The sequence below is a fragment of the Mycobacterium sp. SMC-4 genome, assembly GCF_050205565.1.
Taxonomy (GTDB): Bacteria; Actinomycetota; Actinomycetes; order Mycobacteriales; family Mycobacteriaceae; genus Mycobacterium.
Genome location: NZ_JBNMQU010000001.1, coordinates 359,093 through 375,010 on the forward strand (window position 1 = coordinate 359,093; position 15,918 = coordinate 375,010).

The 15,918-nt window shown below is 66.7% G+C and carries 13 protein-coding genes; 9 read left to right on the top strand and 4 right to left on the bottom strand.

From position 1 onward, the window contains the following. Nucleotides 1–94: 94 nt before the first annotated feature. Nucleotides 95–1,384 (bottom strand): transcriptional regulator, encoded by a 1,290-nt coding sequence (locus tag ACQI46_RS01755; protein ID WP_427092214.1) that lies wholly within the window; start codon nt 1,382–1,384, stop codon nt 95–97. A gap of 257 nt (nt 1,385–1,641) precedes the next feature. Beyond that, a complete protein-coding gene (locus ACQI46_RS01760) occupies nt 1,642–2,352 on the bottom strand; it encodes an MIP/aquaporin family protein (protein WP_427092215.1) in 711 nt (236 codons plus the stop codon). A 272-nt stretch (nt 2,353–2,624) separates the two neighbouring features. On the opposite strand from ACQI46_RS01760, the gene ACQI46_RS01765 reads away from it, so the two are divergent. Beyond that, entirely contained in the window at nt 2,625–3,014 is a 390-nt protein-coding gene (locus ACQI46_RS01765) for a GlcG/HbpS family heme-binding protein (protein WP_427092216.1), read from the top strand. Here the strand turns inward: ACQI46_RS01765 and ACQI46_RS01770 are convergent. Next, entirely contained in the window at nt 3,011–3,697 is a 687-nt protein-coding gene (locus ACQI46_RS01770; RefSeq protein ID WP_427092217.1) for a LuxR C-terminal-related transcriptional regulator, read from the bottom strand. The genes ACQI46_RS01765 and ACQI46_RS01770 overlap by 4 nt on opposite strands. A gap of 75 nt (nt 3,698–3,772) precedes the next feature. Then, on the bottom strand, nt 3,773–4,534 hold the full coding sequence (locus tag ACQI46_RS01775; protein WP_427092218.1) for a (2Fe-2S)-binding protein: 762 nt from the start codon (nt 4,532–4,534) through the stop codon (nt 3,773–3,775). A gap of 215 nt (nt 4,535–4,749) precedes the next feature. On the opposite strand from ACQI46_RS01775, the gene ACQI46_RS01780 reads away from it, so the two are divergent. The 8 genes from ACQI46_RS01780 (at nt 4,750) to ACQI46_RS01815 (ending at nt 15,577) form a co-directional block, all read left to right on the top strand. Further along, nucleotides 4,750–5,178, top strand: a complete 429-nt coding sequence (locus ACQI46_RS01780) for a diol dehydratase small subunit (protein ID WP_427092219.1) — start codon at nt 4,750–4,752, stop codon at nt 5,176–5,178. Nucleotides 5,179–5,187: 9 nt separating this feature from the next. Then, entirely contained in the window at nt 5,188–6,906 is a 1,719-nt protein-coding gene (locus ACQI46_RS01785) for a propanediol/glycerol family dehydratase large subunit (protein ID WP_427092220.1), read from the top strand. Between the two features lie 2 nt (nt 6,907–6,908). Continuing rightward, nucleotides 6,909–7,502, top strand: a complete 594-nt coding sequence (locus ACQI46_RS01790) for a propanediol/glycerol family dehydratase medium subunit (RefSeq protein ID WP_427092221.1) — start codon at nt 6,909–6,911, stop codon at nt 7,500–7,502. Nucleotides 7,503–7,515: 13 nt separating this feature from the next. Next, nucleotides 7,516–9,372, top strand: a complete 1,857-nt coding sequence (locus tag ACQI46_RS01795) for a diol dehydratase reactivase subunit alpha (protein ID WP_427092222.1) — start codon at nt 7,516–7,518, stop codon at nt 9,370–9,372. Next, nucleotides 9,362–9,739 carry a glycerol dehydratase reactivase beta/small subunit family protein gene (locus ACQI46_RS01800; protein WP_427092223.1) on the top strand — a complete coding sequence of 126 codons (378 nt, stop codon included), beginning with the start codon at nt 9,362–9,364 and terminating at the stop codon, nt 9,737–9,739. The genes ACQI46_RS01795 and ACQI46_RS01800 overlap by 11 nt, the downstream gene beginning before the upstream one ends. A gap of 354 nt (nt 9,740–10,093) precedes the next feature. After that, nucleotides 10,094–11,536 carry a DUF3375 domain-containing protein gene (locus ACQI46_RS01805; RefSeq protein ID WP_427092224.1) on the top strand — a complete coding sequence of 481 codons (1,443 nt, stop codon included), beginning with the start codon at nt 10,094–10,096 and terminating at the stop codon, nt 11,534–11,536. Continuing rightward, complete coding sequence (locus tag ACQI46_RS01810; protein WP_427092225.1) at nt 11,533–12,222, top strand: DUF4194 domain-containing protein; 690 nt, start codon at nt 11,533–11,535, stop codon at nt 12,220–12,222. The genes ACQI46_RS01805 and ACQI46_RS01810 overlap by 4 nt, the downstream gene beginning before the upstream one ends. After that, complete coding sequence (locus ACQI46_RS01815; protein WP_427092226.1) at nt 12,215–15,577, top strand: ATP-binding protein; 3,363 nt, start codon at nt 12,215–12,217, stop codon at nt 15,575–15,577. Before ACQI46_RS01810 ends, ACQI46_RS01815 begins: the two co-directional genes overlap by 8 nt. Nucleotides 15,578–15,918: the final 341 nt, after the last annotated feature.

Below are 15,918 nucleotides of genomic sequence, written 5' to 3' on the forward strand. Positions count from 1 at the left end.
TTGCTCCCGCCTCGAGACGACGTGTGTCGGTCGCCATGAAGGCTAGGTGGGGCAGGGTTGCATCACAGTTGCACGATCGCGGCCGCGCAGAGGATTACCCCAACTCGGAGTCGAGTCCGGCGAGGTGGCCACGGGCCCGCGCCCAGTTGGCCGAACCGACGGCGGACTTTTCGTAGAGCAGTCGCCAGCCCGTGCGGTCGTCACGGCCATCGGGCAGCTCCAACCAGCTGCGAAGCAATCGAAGGTCGCCGGCCGCCAACACGGCACTGCGCAGGCTCGTGCTCAACTCGGTCCGTAGCCGTGCGATGGACGGAGACAACGATTGGCTCAGAAGCGGGCCGCTGTACTGCTCCACCGCGGTGGCCACATCACCCGCCGACACCGCGTCGAGGACAGTCCCGAAGTCAGTGGCGATCGGTCGGAGCAGCCGGTACGGCCGGGAGCCGATGAACTCCGCGCCGATGACCCTGCGCAGCCTGGACACCTCCGCGCGGACGGTCACGACGTCGAGGTCCTTTTCGTCGAGCAGTACCGCGAGGTGGTCTGTGCTCAGGCCCTCCGGGTGGCGGGTCAGCAACGTCAGGATCTCGGCATGCCTGCACGTCAGGGTGGTGGTCCGCACCCGCCTGTCGTCGTCGACGACCTGCCAACTGGGCCGGTCGGCGCCGAGGGCGATCAGCCGCGGCACCCCCGCGGTTCGAACGGGCGCCGGCCGCAGGTTCAGCAGCGCCAGGTGGTTCTCGACGGCGACGACGGTCGCGCGGACGAGCGCCAATGCCTGCGGTGAGCCGACCTGCGGCCCGCCGGTGATGTCGATGGCACCGATGAGCACGCCGGTCGCGGGATCGTGCACCGGCGCCGCGGTGCACGACCACTGCTGAGCGATCCCCGAGAAGTGCTCCGGTCCGTGGATCTGCAGCTCGCGGTCGAGCGCGAGCGCCGTGCCGGGCGCGTTCGTGCCGATGCTGCGTTCACTCCAGTCCGCCCCGGGCACGAAGTTCATCGACTCGGCGCGACGGCGCACATCGGGATCGCCCTCGACCCACAGCAGCGTCCCGTCGGCGGCTGTCACGGCGACCACCACACCGGTGTCGCTGGCGTCGTCAACCAGCAACTTGCGGATCACCGGCAGAGCGTTGGCAAGCGGGTGCCTGATCCGAAGCTCTTCCGCCGTCAGGGTGACCGTCGAGGCGCGGGCGCCGACGATGTTCGGATCTACCCCGGTGGCACGGCTGCGCAGCCAGCTTTCGGCGATGATCGGACGCACGGCGCTTGTCCCGAGGTCGCCGGCGTCGACCTGGCCGGCGAGGAAGCGCTCGCGCACAGAGCGAAGCGCCCGGGCCGATTCCCGACCCCTCCAGCTCGTCGTTGCCACCGCCGTCACGCTCCTTGTGCGTAGCCCCCTCGCGGGCGCACGCGTTTCACCACGATAGCCTTTTCCGGGCCCGGCACCGCGGAACTGCAAATTGGTGCCACATCATAGCGGTTGACCAACGGTGGCCGAGGCATCGTGAGATGGGACGTCCCGCCCAGGGCCCCTGCCGAAGACGTCTATGCGGCCGACTTCGGGCCTCCGGCAGCGTTGCGGTCGACGCGACCGTCGATCTCAGGCTGCTCAGCGCCTCCTGGCTGCTGGGGCAATCAACTCAGCCCCGCTGCCACGACGGCGGCCAGCGTCGAACCTATTACCGGCCCGACGATCGGCACCCACGCGTATCCCCAGTCCGTGGTTCCCTTGCCCGGGATCGGCAGAAGTGCATACGCGATCCGTGGTCCGAGGTCGCGTGCCGGGTTGATCGCATACCCGGTCGGACCACCGAGCCCGAAGCCGATCGCGATCACGACGAACGCCACTGCCGCGTAACCGAGCGAACCATTTGTGCTGGGATTCATCAGGATCCACAGCACCAGCACGAACGTCGCAATTGCCTCGGTCACCAGGTTCCAGCGCAGGTTACGTAGTCCCGGGACGGTGCAGAACACAGCGCGGGTGCTGTCGTTGTTGTCGTTGTGGTCGAACTGCAGCTTGAACGCGCACCAGCACAATGTCGCGCCGACGATCCCGCCGGCCAGCTGACCGGCGAAGTACAGCGGCACCGCCGACCACGAAACTGCCCCGGTGATCGCCAGAGCGCTTGTGACCACGGGGTTGATGTGCCCACCGGAGCCGTCGGCCACGCTGGCTCCCGCGAACACCCCGAATCCCCAACCGATGACGATGATCAACCAGTCACCGCCAGAGCCCTTGGCGAGTGAGCCTTTCAGCATGGTGGCGGCGACGGTGCCATTTCCGATCAAGACAAGGACCGCCGTCCCCAGGAATTCCGAGACCATGATGCCGACGCTGGACACCGCGCCACCTTTCTGCGACCACCGTCGCCAGATCGTCTAATCGAACGTGCGCCGAGAGCATGACGGAACAGCTTGTCGCAGACCGGTTTTCGACGGCATGCCCGTCACATGCTGACCGAACGGACAGTGTTGTGTCGGATTCTGGACGGGATCAACGTCCGGGCTTCGGCTCGCGCCGCGCAGACCGCGCTACCATTCCAGACACGGCTGCGACATCATCGATGCTCGTATCCGATTGTGTTGGAACGTATTAGGGAGCCTTGATGAGTAAGATGACACTGGAAACCGCGACTAGGGTCATCGAGGGGGCCGTTGCCAAGGCCGTCCAGATTGGACAACCGATGAACATCGCCGTCGTCGACGATGGTGGTCATCTGGTGTCTTTCGCCCGGATGGACGGGGCCATCAAGGCCAGCATCGACATCTCGATCCGCAAGGCCAGGACTTCGATCATGATGAACCTGCCGACCGCCGCACTGATGGAGGTCGCGCAACCGGGCGGCGAACTCTACGGTCTCGAGCAATTGTCGGGCGGCCTGGTCCTTTTCGGCGGTGGGATGCTATTGGAGCAAGACGGTGAGGTCGTCGGCGCCATCGGCGTCAGCGCCGGCAGCGTCGAAGAGGACGTGACGGTCGCCCAGGCGGGCGTGGCAGCTCTCTAGGACCCCGACGGTCGAACGGTCCCGTCGCGCAGCGCGGCTGACACCAGCGCTGCTCGGCGGTGCACGCCGTACTTGTCCATGATGTTGCGCAAGTGGAACTTGACCGTCGTTTCGGCGATGAACAATTTCGCGGCGATACCGCGATTGTCGAGTCCGTCGGCCAACAGGGTCAGCACCTCACGTTCCCGCATCGTCAGGACCCGAACGTGGGCGGACTCGTCAGGATGCATACTCGCCCGGATATGCACCATGAGCGCATGCGCGCTGGATTCGTCGAGCACCAACTGTCCCGCGACGACGCGCCGAAGGGCGCGGCGCACCTCCGCCGAGGGTGCTCGACGGTCGATGATCGCGTCGGCACCGGCGCGGACCAAGTCGACGAGGTCAGCCGACCGCCGACCCGGATCGATGACCACAATCAACTTCGGTGCCGGTCTGATGTCGTTGACCGCAGCACGGACACAAGGGAATTGGCTGGCTCCGAGCAGGACCACATCCGGTCGCAGTGCGGTGATCCGCGCTGCGAATCCGGTGTCGCAGCCCGCATCGCCGACGCATGTGATGCCATCGACCTGCGATACAACGTGCACGAGTCCGTGCCGAAGAATTTCGTCGTCCATGACGACCGTACTGCGGATCACAGCGTGATCGGCGTGTGGGTACGACATGTCAGGTGTGCTCATGTCGGCTCCTGTCCGGCGCATCCCTGCTATCGAGGTCGGATGCTAAGCGCGCCCGGGTTGCACGACCGTTGCACGTCAGTCGGTCGGTGGGTGCGACAGCACGCAATCTCCGCACAGGCCTGAGCCGGGAACGCGGTAGAACAGGCAGCAGTTGCGCCGCCGGAATCGCCCGCCGGCCACGGTGGCACTGTCGTGCAGCGGACCCATCTCGAGCAGGGTGCCGATCAGGGCTTGACACGAAGCGCGATAGACGGGCCGTGTCCCCGCCATCACGGTGACCGCCCCGTGGGCGGCCGACGCGAGATTTCCCCACATCACGCCGGGCGACAAGGCGGCCGCGGCACGCAGCGTCTGGTGTAGCGGTGCAAAGACCGTGTCGAGCAGTGAGCCGACGATGAGCTCCGCGGCGCGCCGTGGAGTGTGAGCGTCGACCCAGGTCAACCGAGCCGCCGCCAGTTTCAACCCGTGTCCGGCACCTGGTCGCCAGTACAGACGCGGCGGGGTCAGCACCGGAACTGCGGAGCAGTGGGCGGCGGCGCCGATCACGGGCGAGATCAGCCGGGCGGCGATTGCGAGGTGCCAGGCCGAGGCGGCGGACTTGAGGAGGATCCGGTCAGGCTCCATGCGGCGCGCGTCTGCGATGGCACGGCGGGTGCCCGCCACCTGCTCGCGCACCGCCGCGACGTCCGTCAGTAGCGGCGACACCGGACGCCAACCCGCACCGGCCGGCTCGGCCAGAGCGAAGTACTCACCGAAGCCGGCGACCCGGCCGCGCAGGGTGGCATCGAGAGTTGCTGCGCCCCAGGCCGAGCCGAGGTGTGCAACGGAATCTCCCATGGTGCGCACAGGTTAGCCGGGCGATGGCAGGCTTGGGACGATCGGGCGTCCGTCCCCTTCGTCAACTGTCCGAACGGCCGGGACCCGAGGTGCGGCCGGCTGCGTGACCTGCGGTGCAACGCGTGTGCAACGTGACGCGGGGCACAATTGACCCGCTGCCGGCCGCATGCCGGTTCGGCTAGGGAAATATCCGGTCGCACGCGTTGGAGTGATGTATGACAGAACCCATTCTCGATCCGGCTGTGGACTATCCGCTCAGTGTCAATCGCCCCGACCTGCTGTTCACGCCGAGTGGCAAGCCGATCACCGAGATCACCATCGACGCGGTCATGGCCGGCGACGTGCAGGCCGGCGACCTCCGCATCACCGCCGACACGCTTCGCCTTCAGGCGCAACTGGCCGAGAGGGTCGGCCGGGTCCAGTTGGGGGCGAACCTGCGCCGTGCGGCGGAGATGACGGTGATCGGTGACCAGCGCGTGTTGGAAATCTACAACGCGCTTCGGCCCAACGCCTCGACGAGGGCGGAATTGGACGCGATCGCCGCCGAACTGGAGAACGACTACGGCGCGACGCACCTTGCCGAGCTGGTCCGTGAGGCCGCGGAAGTGTACGAGCGCCGGGACGTTCTGGCGTCGAGCAACTAGGAGAGGTTCGTGACGACAACAGCGCATCGCTCGGCCGTCGACACCGGCGTCCGGCAATCTGCCCGTACCAAGGCGCTCGAGGAGCGACCGGTCAACCTCGACGGCTTCGTCGAGGAATGGCCCGAAGCCGGGATGGTCGCGATGGACAGCGCCTTCGACCCCGCGCCCAGTGTGCGGGTCGTCGACGGGGTGATCGTCGAAATGGACGGACGCGAGCGCGCCGACTTCGACTTCATCGACCAGTTCATCGCGGACAAGGCGATCGACGTCGCCACCACCGAGCAATCGATGGCCATCCCGGCCCGGGACATTGCGCGGATGATGGTGGACCCGAGCGTGGCTCGCGAGGAAGTCATCGCCGTCACCGGTGGGCTGACGCCCGCCAAGCTCCTCGAGGTGGCAAAGACGCTCAACATCGTCGAGATCATGATGGGCATTCAGAAGATGCGGGCCCGGCGAACGCCGGCGAATCAGGCGCACTGCACCAGCGCGCGGGACAACCCGTTACAGGTGGTGTGCGAAGCGGCCGAAGCCGCAATCCGTGGTTTCGCCGAGGTCGAAACGACGCTGGGTGTGGTGCGGTACGCGCCGCTGGTCGCCATCGCGTTGCTGATCGGCAGCCAGTCGGGTGCGGGCGGGCCGTTGACTCAGTGCGCGCTCGAGGAGGCGACCGAACTGGACCTGGGCATGCGTGGCATCACCGGCTATGCCGAAACCATCTCGGTCTACGGCACCGAGCCGGTGTTCGTCGACGGCGACGACACGCCCTGGTCCAAGGCGTTCCTGGCCGCTGCGTACGCCTCGCGCGGAATCAAGATGCGGTTCACCTCGGGTACCGGCTCGGAAGTACAGATGGGCAATGCCGAGGGCCGGTCGATGCTGTACCTGGAGATCCGCTGCATCCTGGTCGCCAAGGGTGCCGGCGCGCAGGGTCTGCAGAACGGCTCGATCTCATGCATCGGGGTGCCGGGGGCGGTGCCCGCGGGCATCCGCGCAGTCGCCGCGGAGAACCTCATCGCCTCGGCGGTCGACCTCGAGTGCGCGTCGGGCAACGATCAGTCGTTCTCGCACTCGCCGATGCGGCGTACCGCGCGGTTGATGCCGCAGCTGATGCCGGGAACCGACTTCGTGTGCTCGGGATACTCAGCGGTGCCGAACTACGACAATATGTTCGCCGGATCCAATGTCGATGCGGAGGATTTCGACGACTTCAACACGCTGCAGCGGGATTTCCAGGTCGACGGCGGGCTGCGCCACGTCAAGGAGTCCGACATCCTGGCGGTGCGGTTGCACGCGGCCAAGGCGCTGCAAGCGGTGTTCGCCCACTTCGATCTCGCGCCGATCACCGACGAGGAGATCGACGCCGCCGTGTACGCCCACGGCAGCAACGACCTGATCCCGCGCAACGTACTCGAGGACCTCAAGAGCGCCCAGCTGGTGATGGACCGCAATCTCACTGGCCTGGACGTGGTGAAGGCGTTGGAGTCCACCGGGTTCTCCGACATCGCCGAGAACATTCTGGCCGTGCTGCGACAACGTGTTTCGGGCGACATGCTCCAGACATCGGCGATTCTCACCCGCGAGCTACTGCCGTTGTCGGCGATCAACGACCGCAACGACTACGCCGGACCTGGCTCAGGGTATCGGCCCGAAGGGACGAGGTGGGAAGAGATGAAGCGGCTGCGGCACGTCACCAGCGCATCGAATCCGGAAGTCGAGGTGGACTGAGTATGTCGACGTCGACTCAAACCCCCATGCCGCGATCACTGTCGTTGACCGAGAGGGGCACCGCCGAACGCGGTACCCGGCCGGACGAGGTGGTGGTGGCTGTATCCCCCGCCTTCGCAGCGTTTTTCAGCCAGACCATTGTCGGTGTGCCGCACGCCGAGGTGATCCGGCAGATCCTGGCCGGCATCGAGGAGCAGGAGGTCGCCGCGCGCTGCATCCGGGTTCGGCACAGTTCCGATCTGGCGGTGGTGGCCCACACCGCCGCCAGATTGTCGGGATCGGGAATCGGTGTCGGGTTGTTGTCGCGTGGCACAACCATGATCCACCAGCGTGATCTTCCCCGGCTTTCAAGTCTGGAGCTGTTTCCGCAGTGTCCACTCATGACGTTGGAGACTTACCGTCGGATCGGTTCGAACGCCGCACAGTACGCCAAAGGCGAGTCGCCCGAACCGGTTCCGACGCTCAACGACCAGATGGCGCGGCCCCGCTGGCAGGCCAAGGCAGCACTGCTGCACCTCAAGGAAACCGAGCAGATCAGTAGGCAGGCACCGCCGGTCGAGGTGACACCGCAGTTCTGCGAGGTGCTGACGGGCTGACGGAGGTGGTTCGTTGATCGTCGTCGGGGTTGATATCGGGAACTCGACAACAGAGGCCGCAGTCGCGCGCGTCGACGCCGGCGAGGTCGAGTTCGTGGGCACCGCGCTGACGCCGACCACCGGTGTCAAGGGGACCGCTGCGAACGTCGACGGCGTCGCCAAGGCGGTTGTCGATGCGCTCGCATCGGCTGGCGTCCCGATTGCGGATCTGGGCGTGATCCTGCTCAACGAGGCGACACCGGTGATCAGCGGGCTGGCGATGGAGACCATCACCGAAACGATCATCACCGAGTCGACGATGATCGGACATGACCCGCGCACCCCCGGCGGCCGCGGGCTCGGAGTCGGGGTGGTGATCAACTTCGGCGGGTTGGCCGATGCCGAGCCGGGCCACGCGGTGATTGTCGTGGTGCCGGCCGAGGTGGACTATGAGATCGCGGCTCGTGCCATCAATAGCGCTGCTGCACGCGGCGTTTCGGTCACCGGCGCGATTCTGTGCAACGACGACGCGGTGCTGGTCGTCAACCGCCTTGAAACGGCGATCCCGGTCATCGACGAGGTGTCGAGGATCGACGCCGTGCCGCTGGGGATGCCGGCGGCGGTGGAGGTGGCAGGGCCGGGACAGTCGATTCGGACACTGTCGAACGCTTACGGTCTGGCGACAATTTTCGGCCTCGACGCCGCCGAAACGAAGTTGGTGTCGCCGGTCGCGCGAGCGCTGACCGGCAATCGGTCGGCCGTGGTCGTGCGCACGCCGTCGGGGGACATCGGCGATCGCGTCATCGCGGCGGGATCGCTCGAGCTGATCGGCCACCGCAGACGGCTGACGGTCGACGTCTCCGGCGGCGCCGAGGACATCATGGCCGCCGTGCAGCGGGTGGCTCCCTTGGTCGACGTGGTCGGGGAATCCGGAACGAACACCGGCGGCATGATTTCCAACGTCCGCCAAAGCATGGCCGACCTGTGCGGGTATGCGCTCACCGATGTGCACATCCAAGACCTGCTGGCCGTCGATACGTTTGTGCCGCAGGAAGTCCGGGGCGGCCTGGCTGGAGAGGTGGCCCTCGAGAACGCGGTGGCACTGGCCGCGATGGTGCGCACCAGGGAGAGCGGCATGCAGGCGGTTGCCGATGCGGTGCACGCTCGGCTGCAAGGTACGGGAGCCAGGCGGGTCGAGGCAGTGGTCGGCGGTGTGGAGGCCGAGATGGCGGTCCTGGGTGCGCTCACCACGCCGGGCACCGACAAGCCGCTGGTGGTGCTCGACCTCGGCGGCGGGTCCACCGACGCCGCGCTGATCACGCCCGACGGCCACATCGACACCGTCCATCTGGCCGGTGCCGGTGATCTGGTCACAAAGTTGATCGATGCCGAACTCGGCCTCGACAACCTCGAACTGGCCGAGGAGGTCAAGCGCTGCCCGTTGGGCAAGGTGGAGAGCTTCTTTCACGTCCGGCTCGAGAATGGCACGGTTCAGTTCTTCGAAACACCGCTGCCCACAACGGCCTTCGCCCGCGTGGTGACGCTCGGCGAGCAGGTGATGAGCCCAATCCCGACCCGGCACCCGATGGACAGGATCCGAGCCGTGCGCCGCGGCGCCAAGGAACGGGTATTCGTGGTCAACGCGTTGCGTTCGCTGAAACGGATCGCACCGGACGGCGACCTACGCCGCATCGGTTTCGTGGTGCTGCTCGGTGGCTGCGCTTTGGACTTCGAGATTCCGGATCTGATCGCAGATGCCGTGGCACCCTTCGGGATCGTCTGCGGCACAGGCAACGTACGTGGGACCGAAGGCCCGCGCAACGCGGTTGCGTCGGGATTGGTCGCCGGCTACGCACTCGAGTCGCGAGTGGAGCAGGGCGTTGGCGCGTGAGGGCGGGCAGCCGCCCAAGCCCGCGATCGTGGTGCTGAGCGCGGAAGCGGGACCGATCGAGACGGCGGTGTTGGCCGGCGCCGAGGAAGAAGGGGTGCCGTATGTCCTCGATCGCGTGGCCGATGATCGGTCCGCAACGGCGCTCGCCAAGGCAGCCGCCGCCAGATCACCGTTGGGTGTGGGTGTCGGCGTCGATTCACGCGGCCACGTCTGCGTGCATCCCGACCAGATTCCCGCACCCTTGGCGGGGTTGACCGCGGATGCCGGCGATGCACGCGCGGCCCGCACGCTCGGACACAATGCGGCGCGGATCGTCGTCGGACTTCCGCTCAAGCCGCTGGCGTCCCCCGGTTCGCATGCGCGCTAGTACACGGTGAACGGCGCGGCGTTGGGCGATGCCGGAGGTTGACGCACTGGTGAATCCGCGGAGTACGTCGACCCCTCCCGCTTCATCTCGTCCCGGGGACCGACGAACCGCCCTCACCCACCAGCCCGGCCGCCACTGCGTAAACCGATCCAGAGCCGCCCCCCGCCTCATATATCACGCCAGCACCACCCGCCCCACCTGCTGCAATGCCTTGCGAGCGCGAACAATCCGCTGACGTCCGCAAACGCGCAGCGTGACGAAGATCGTCTCCGACACCCCTCCGCCCCGCTTCGGAGATGTCCCCGCCGTCGCTTATGTTGGGACCTCCGAAGTACACACTGAACAGAGGACGACGTGGACGACAATGCGGGGCTTCCCGCGGCTGAGTTGCTCGAGCTCAACCGCGACCTGCAGAGTTCGCGCGCGATCCGGCTGCTGGCCGCCACGAACCTGGGTCTGTACGCCACGCTCATGGAGCGTCACCTGGCCGACGGCACCGTCTCCGAGACCGAGCTCGTCGTCCGCCTGGAACGCGACCTGAACGAGCTCGACGACCCACAGCCCGCCCTCGCTCTGATCAAGTCCTGGGCAGCCCAGGGCTGGCTGCACCGTATCGTCGACGAACGCCACGACCAGAACGTGTGCTACCTGACCCAGGACGCCCGCCGCGCGCTGGACTTCCTTCGTGGCATGCGCCGCCAGGACACCATCGCCACAGGCGGCTCCATCACCGGCATCGCGTCCCGCCTCAAGCAGGTGGCCCTCAAGGTCGACAATGACCCTGCCCGCGTGCGCAAACACATCGAAGCCGAAATCGCGGCGCTGCACGAAGAGCTCGACAAACTCGACAGCGGCCATCGCCCAGAGCCCGATGTCACCGATTGCTACGACGAAGCCCGTGCCATCGCCCTGCAGATGGAACGCCTGATCACCGACATCGGTCAGTACGGCACCATGATCGAACAGGCCACCGCCGCCCTCGACGAGCCCATCGATTCCAACACCGAGTATCGCGACCGCCAACGCCAGATGTACGCCGACTACCAGGCCGCCTGGGACTCGAAAGGCCGCGACTCCCATCGCGCGTTCCTGCGGATGATCAACGACCCCGACCAGCGCGCCGAGTTCGAGGCCGACGTCGCCGCCGTCGCCCAAGCCCTCCCCCACCTCGACCCTGAGCTGCGGAAGGTCATGGCCGGGTTCTTCGAGCTCGTCGGCCACCAGATCGACGAGGTGGAACGCATCCAGCAACGCTGCGCACAGCGGGTCAAACGGTTCACCGCGTTCGGCACACTCGAACAGAGCCGCGGCGTGGCCCGTCAGCTCAACGAGGCCATCGGTGCGGCCCGCAACCTGCTCAAGACCAGCCTCATCGACTCCCGCCTGGACATCGAGTTGCCGCTGGCACGCCACACGATCAGCTCCGTCGGCGCGCTCAGCTTCAAGATCGGCGATCTATCGGCGCCGAAGCCGGCCCGGCCCGCCGAGGGCGAAGTCGACCTGACCAGTTTCGCCGCGCTGACCACCCAGGTCGACGCACCGGCGATGACCGACATGCTCAACGCCGCCATCAGCCGGGGCCCGGTGTCCCTGCCGCAGGCGGTGGAGATGGTGGAGAACGCCTATCTGGGTCACGTCATCGTGTTGTGGTCCTGGGCGCTCAAGCAGCCGAATCCCGACACCACGCCGTCGACCACCGTCCGCTTCCGCTCACTCGACGGCAAGGACCGCGAAATCAAAGTTCCTGCTTTGCAATTCACCGAGCCGATCAGCACCCTCGCCGGAGCCACCGTATGACCACCGACCAGGCCGCCGAGTACGCCGCCTTCTCGTCCCTGCCGCAGGTCGACCAGAACGCCCGTCCCCCGCACCAGCGCCGCCCGCGCTTCGACGGCGACGTCTCCGAACTGCCCGACCGCGCCTGCTGGGCGCTGCAGCACCTGCTCACCCGCCGCTACATCAGCGCCGAATCCGACAGCGACCTCTACGCCTGGATTCTGGAGTACCGCGACCAGCTCGCCGTGCGGCTCTCCGAGCTTGACCTGCTACTGCGCGTGGTCGAAGGTACCGATGTGGCGTTCGTCGAACAGGCCCGTTACGAATCCGCCAGGGGCGTCAAGCTTCTCCGTCGCGAACCGCTGGGCACCTACGACTCGATCCTCGCGCTGCATCTGGCACAGATGATGCGCGCGTCCGGTGGGCAGACCGTGTTGATCAGCCGGGAGGAGATGCACGCCTTGTTCTCCGGCGTGCTCAACGACACCGACCGGGACGCCGTGACGTTCACCGCGCGCATCGACGGCGCCATCGCCCGACTGGCCGGGTTGGAGATCCTGCGCAAGACCCGCGACGACGAGGACAGCTACACCATCAGCCCGGTGATCACCGCGGTGATGACCGCGAGCGTCATCACCGAGCTGCAGCAACAGTTCGAACAGCTGCAGCGCGGCGGCGCACCCGCCGAAGGAGACGAAGGTGACTGAACAGTTCCACCTGTCCCGCCTACAGGTCATCAACTGGGGCGTGTTCGACGGCTACCACTCCATCCCGTTCAGCCCCGGCGGTGCACTGATCGCCGGCGCCTCCGGCAGCGGCAAATCCTCACTGCTGGACGCGATCTCGCTCGGATTCCTGCCGTTCAACCGACGCAACTTCAACGCCTCCGGCGACAACACCGCCGCAGGATCGAGCGCCGGACGACGCACCGTCGACAAGTACGTGCGCGGCGCGTGGGGACAGCGCAGCGACGGCGGCACCAGCCGGGTGATGTACCTGCGCGGCGAGGGCACCGCGTGGTCGGCGGTCGCCGTCACCTACGCCAGCGACTCCGGGCGCACCGTGACGGGCCTGGTGCTCAAGTGGCTCACCGGCGAGTCCCGCAACGACTCGTCGAGCCGCTTCGTCATCGGCGACGGCGACCTCGACATCGAAGACGTCTGCAATCGTTGGGCGGCAGGGCGTTTCGACACGGCCGTGTTCAAAGAAAACGGCTGGCGGTTCACCACCAAGGTGGAGTCGCAGTATCTGGCACAGCTGTACGCCACCATCGGGATCCGCGCCTCCGACGCCGCTCAACAGTTGCTCGGCAAGGCGAAGTCACTGAAGAGCGTCGGCGGCCTCGAACAGTTCGTCCGGGAGTTCATGCTCGACGAACCCGACAGCCTGGCGCGACTGCCCGAGGCGCTCAAGCAGATCGACCCGCTGGTGGAGGCCCGCGAACTGCTCGCGGTCGCCCAACGCAAACGCAAGATCCTCGGCGACATCGAGAAGATCCAACAGCGGTACGCATCCGAGTCCTCGGACCTGGGCATCATCGACCTGGTCGACGCACCGATGGTGCGCGCCTACACCGACCACGTGCGCGTCACGCAGTGCCCCGCGCAGATCGCGCAGCTGGACTCGACCATCGAACAGCTCGACAACGAGTACGAAGACGTCACCCGGTCGCTGAATCTGGCCAAGGCCGAAGCGGATTCGCTCAATGCGCAGATCAACGGCAACAGCGCCAGCCTCGGACCGCTGCAGTCGCAGGTCACTGCCGCGGAGACACAGGCCGAGCAGGTGTCGCGTCGCCGCTCGGCCTACGAGGACATGCTGACCGCGCAGGGCCTGGACATCCCGGACACCGCCGAGGAGTTCTGGAACCTGCGCGAGGAACTGCTGGCCGAGGCCACCGAACTGCTGGCCAAGGTGGAGCGCCACCGCGAAGCGTCCACCGACGCGGAGTACGCGCAGAAGGCCGCCCGCATCGCCCGCGACGACGCCGCCAAGGAACTCAAACGCGTCGAGCATGTGGGTTCGGCACTGCCGGAGTTCGCGCTGCTGATGCGCGAACAGATCTGCGCGGCAGTCGGCGTCGACACCGCGGAGCTGCCGTATGTGGCCGAGCTGATGGATCTGCGGGCCGACCAGACGCGGTGGCGCACCGCGGTGGAGAAGGTGCTGCGCGGCGCGGGTCTGCGGCTGCTGGTGCCCGACCAGCATTGGACGAAGGTGTTGCGCTTCGTCAACGAGACGAACATGCGGGGCCGGCTCGCACTGCATCACGTGCGCACCAAGAACTACGGTGCCGAGCCGGTCGAGCCGGAGTCGAACACCCTGGCGGGCAAGCTGTTTCCGGTCGACCCGCAGCATCCGTGCGCGGCTGAGGCCGTCGACATCGTCACGGCCGCCGGTGACCACATCTGCGTGGACAGCCCGGACGTGTTCGCGCGGTTCCGGCGCGCGGTCACCGATACGGGTCTGTACAAGGACTCCGACCGGCTGGCCATCAAGGACGACCGCCGGCCGCTCAAGCAGTCGGAATACCTGTATCAGGGCGACGTGTCGGCGAAGATCAACGCCCTGACCGTCGACCTGGCCGCCGCCGAGGAGGCCTACCAGAAGGCGCGCCGCACCGCCGACGACATCGCCGCCCAACGCCAGCAGTGGCGCGACCGCGCTTCGGCGTGCAAAGCCATCTGCGAGCAGTTCGGCCAGTGGAACCAGATCGACGTCGAAACCGCCGACGGACACGCCGACCGGCTGCGTGAGCAGTACGAGCTGCTGCTGGCCGACAACCCCGACATCGAGGCGCTCAACGCGCGCGCCGACGAATGTTGGTCGCAGATCCAGAAACTCATGACCCGCCGCGGCGCCATCCAGACCCGTCGCGACGATCTCGACGAGCGCCGGACCCGGCTGCTGGAACTGCAGGACCGGCTGCAGCCTGCTTTCGTGTCCGAGCCGCTGACGGAGTTGCTGCACCGGTACGCCAACCAGGTGCCGGTGACGCTCGAGCTGCTCGAGCCCGAACCGCATCGCGACGCGCTGTTCACCGCGATCAAGAAGGAGCGCGAACAGCTTCGGGAGAGCCGCCGACGCTCCTACGACGAGTTGGCGCGCATCCTCAACACGTTCGACACCGCGTTCCCCGATGCGATCCCCAACGACTCGGACAACTTCGACGAGCGCGTGCACGACTATGTCGCGCTGTGCCGCCACATCGACGAGCGTGAGCTGCCCGAGGCATACGAGCGGATGATGCGACTGGTCACCGAACAGGCACCGGATGCGATCCTGACGCTGCACCGGGTCGCCGAACAGGAGGCCCGGCGCATCGCCGAGCAGATCGAGCGCGTCAACACCGGTCTGGGCGCGGTCGAGTTCAACCGCGGCACCCGGTTGACGCTGCGCGCGACCCCGCGGGTGCTGACGGCGGTGTCGGAGCTGACCGAGATCGTGCGGTCGATCAGCCGGCGCATCGCCGAGGTCGGCTTGGGTGACAAGCAGGCGATCTTGGATCAGTACGCCGACATCCTGCGGCTGCGCAACCGGCTGGCGTCGACCGCGCCGGAGGACAAGGCGTGGACGCGCGACGCCCTCGACGTGCGTAACCGGTTCACGTTCGACTGCGCCGAATGGGACATCAGCACTGGCGAATTGATCCGTACGCACTCCAACGCCGGTGACAACTCCGGCGGCGAGCAGGAGAAGCTGATGGCGTTCTGCCTGGCCGGTGCGTTGAGCTTCAACCTGGCGGCGCCCGGCGACACCGACAACCGTCCGGTGTTCGCGCAGCTGATGCTCGACGAGGCGTTCTCGAAGTCCGATCCGCAGTTCGCTCAGCAGGCGTTGCAGGCGTTCCGCAAGTTCGGGTTCCAGCTGGTGATCGTCGCGACGGTGCAGAACGCGACCACCATTCAGCCCTACATCGACAGCGTGGTCATGGTGTCCAAGACCGAGGCCACCGGCCGCAACGCCCGCCCGGTCGCCACGGTGGCGACGCGCACGATCTCGGAGTTCACCGAGCTCCGCCAGCAGATGCGCACAACCGCGAAGGTCCCGGCTCCCGTCTAGCGTCGAAACTGCATTCCACGCGCGTCAAACCCGCGAAAACGGCGCGTTAGAAGCACACTCGGTGCCGCACATGAACGCCTCGGAATGTGCCGCGTCAGCGGGCAACCGAGCAGTGTTAGCGTACGGCTGAGACGTGAAGGGGGGCATGGTGTCGCATGCGGGTGGCCGCTGAAGGCCGACCCGAAACAATTGCACACGGGCAGATCAGCGACTACATCGTTGACGGCACGAGATGCTCGTCGTCAGAAGACATCGTCCGCACTGATCCTAATTCGTTCTCCGCAAAGGAGATGAAATATCTCGCGGCGAATGCGTCCGAATACGGATACGAGCGAATTGGA

Excerpts from the sequence above, each read along its gene's own strand:
- ACQI46_RS01765 (WP_427092216.1), top strand. The coding sequence starts at position 2,625 with ATGACACTGGAAACCGCGACTAGGGTCATCGAGGGGGCCGTTGCCAAG.
- ACQI46_RS01770 (WP_427092217.1), bottom strand. The coding sequence starts at position 3,697 with ATGAGCACACCTGACATGTCGTACCCACACGCCGATCACGCTGTGATC.
- ACQI46_RS01775 (WP_427092218.1), bottom strand. The coding sequence starts at position 4,534 with ATGGGAGATTCCGTTGCACACCTCGGCTCGGCCTGGGGCGCAGCAACT.
- ACQI46_RS01780 (WP_427092219.1), top strand. The coding sequence starts at position 4,750 with ATGACAGAACCCATTCTCGATCCGGCTGTGGACTATCCGCTCAGTGTC.
- ACQI46_RS01790 (WP_427092221.1), top strand. The coding sequence starts at position 6,909 with ATGTCGACGTCGACTCAAACCCCCATGCCGCGATCACTGTCGTTGACC.
- ACQI46_RS01810 (WP_427092225.1), top strand. The coding sequence starts at position 11,533 with ATGACCACCGACCAGGCCGCCGAGTACGCCGCCTTCTCGTCCCTGCCG.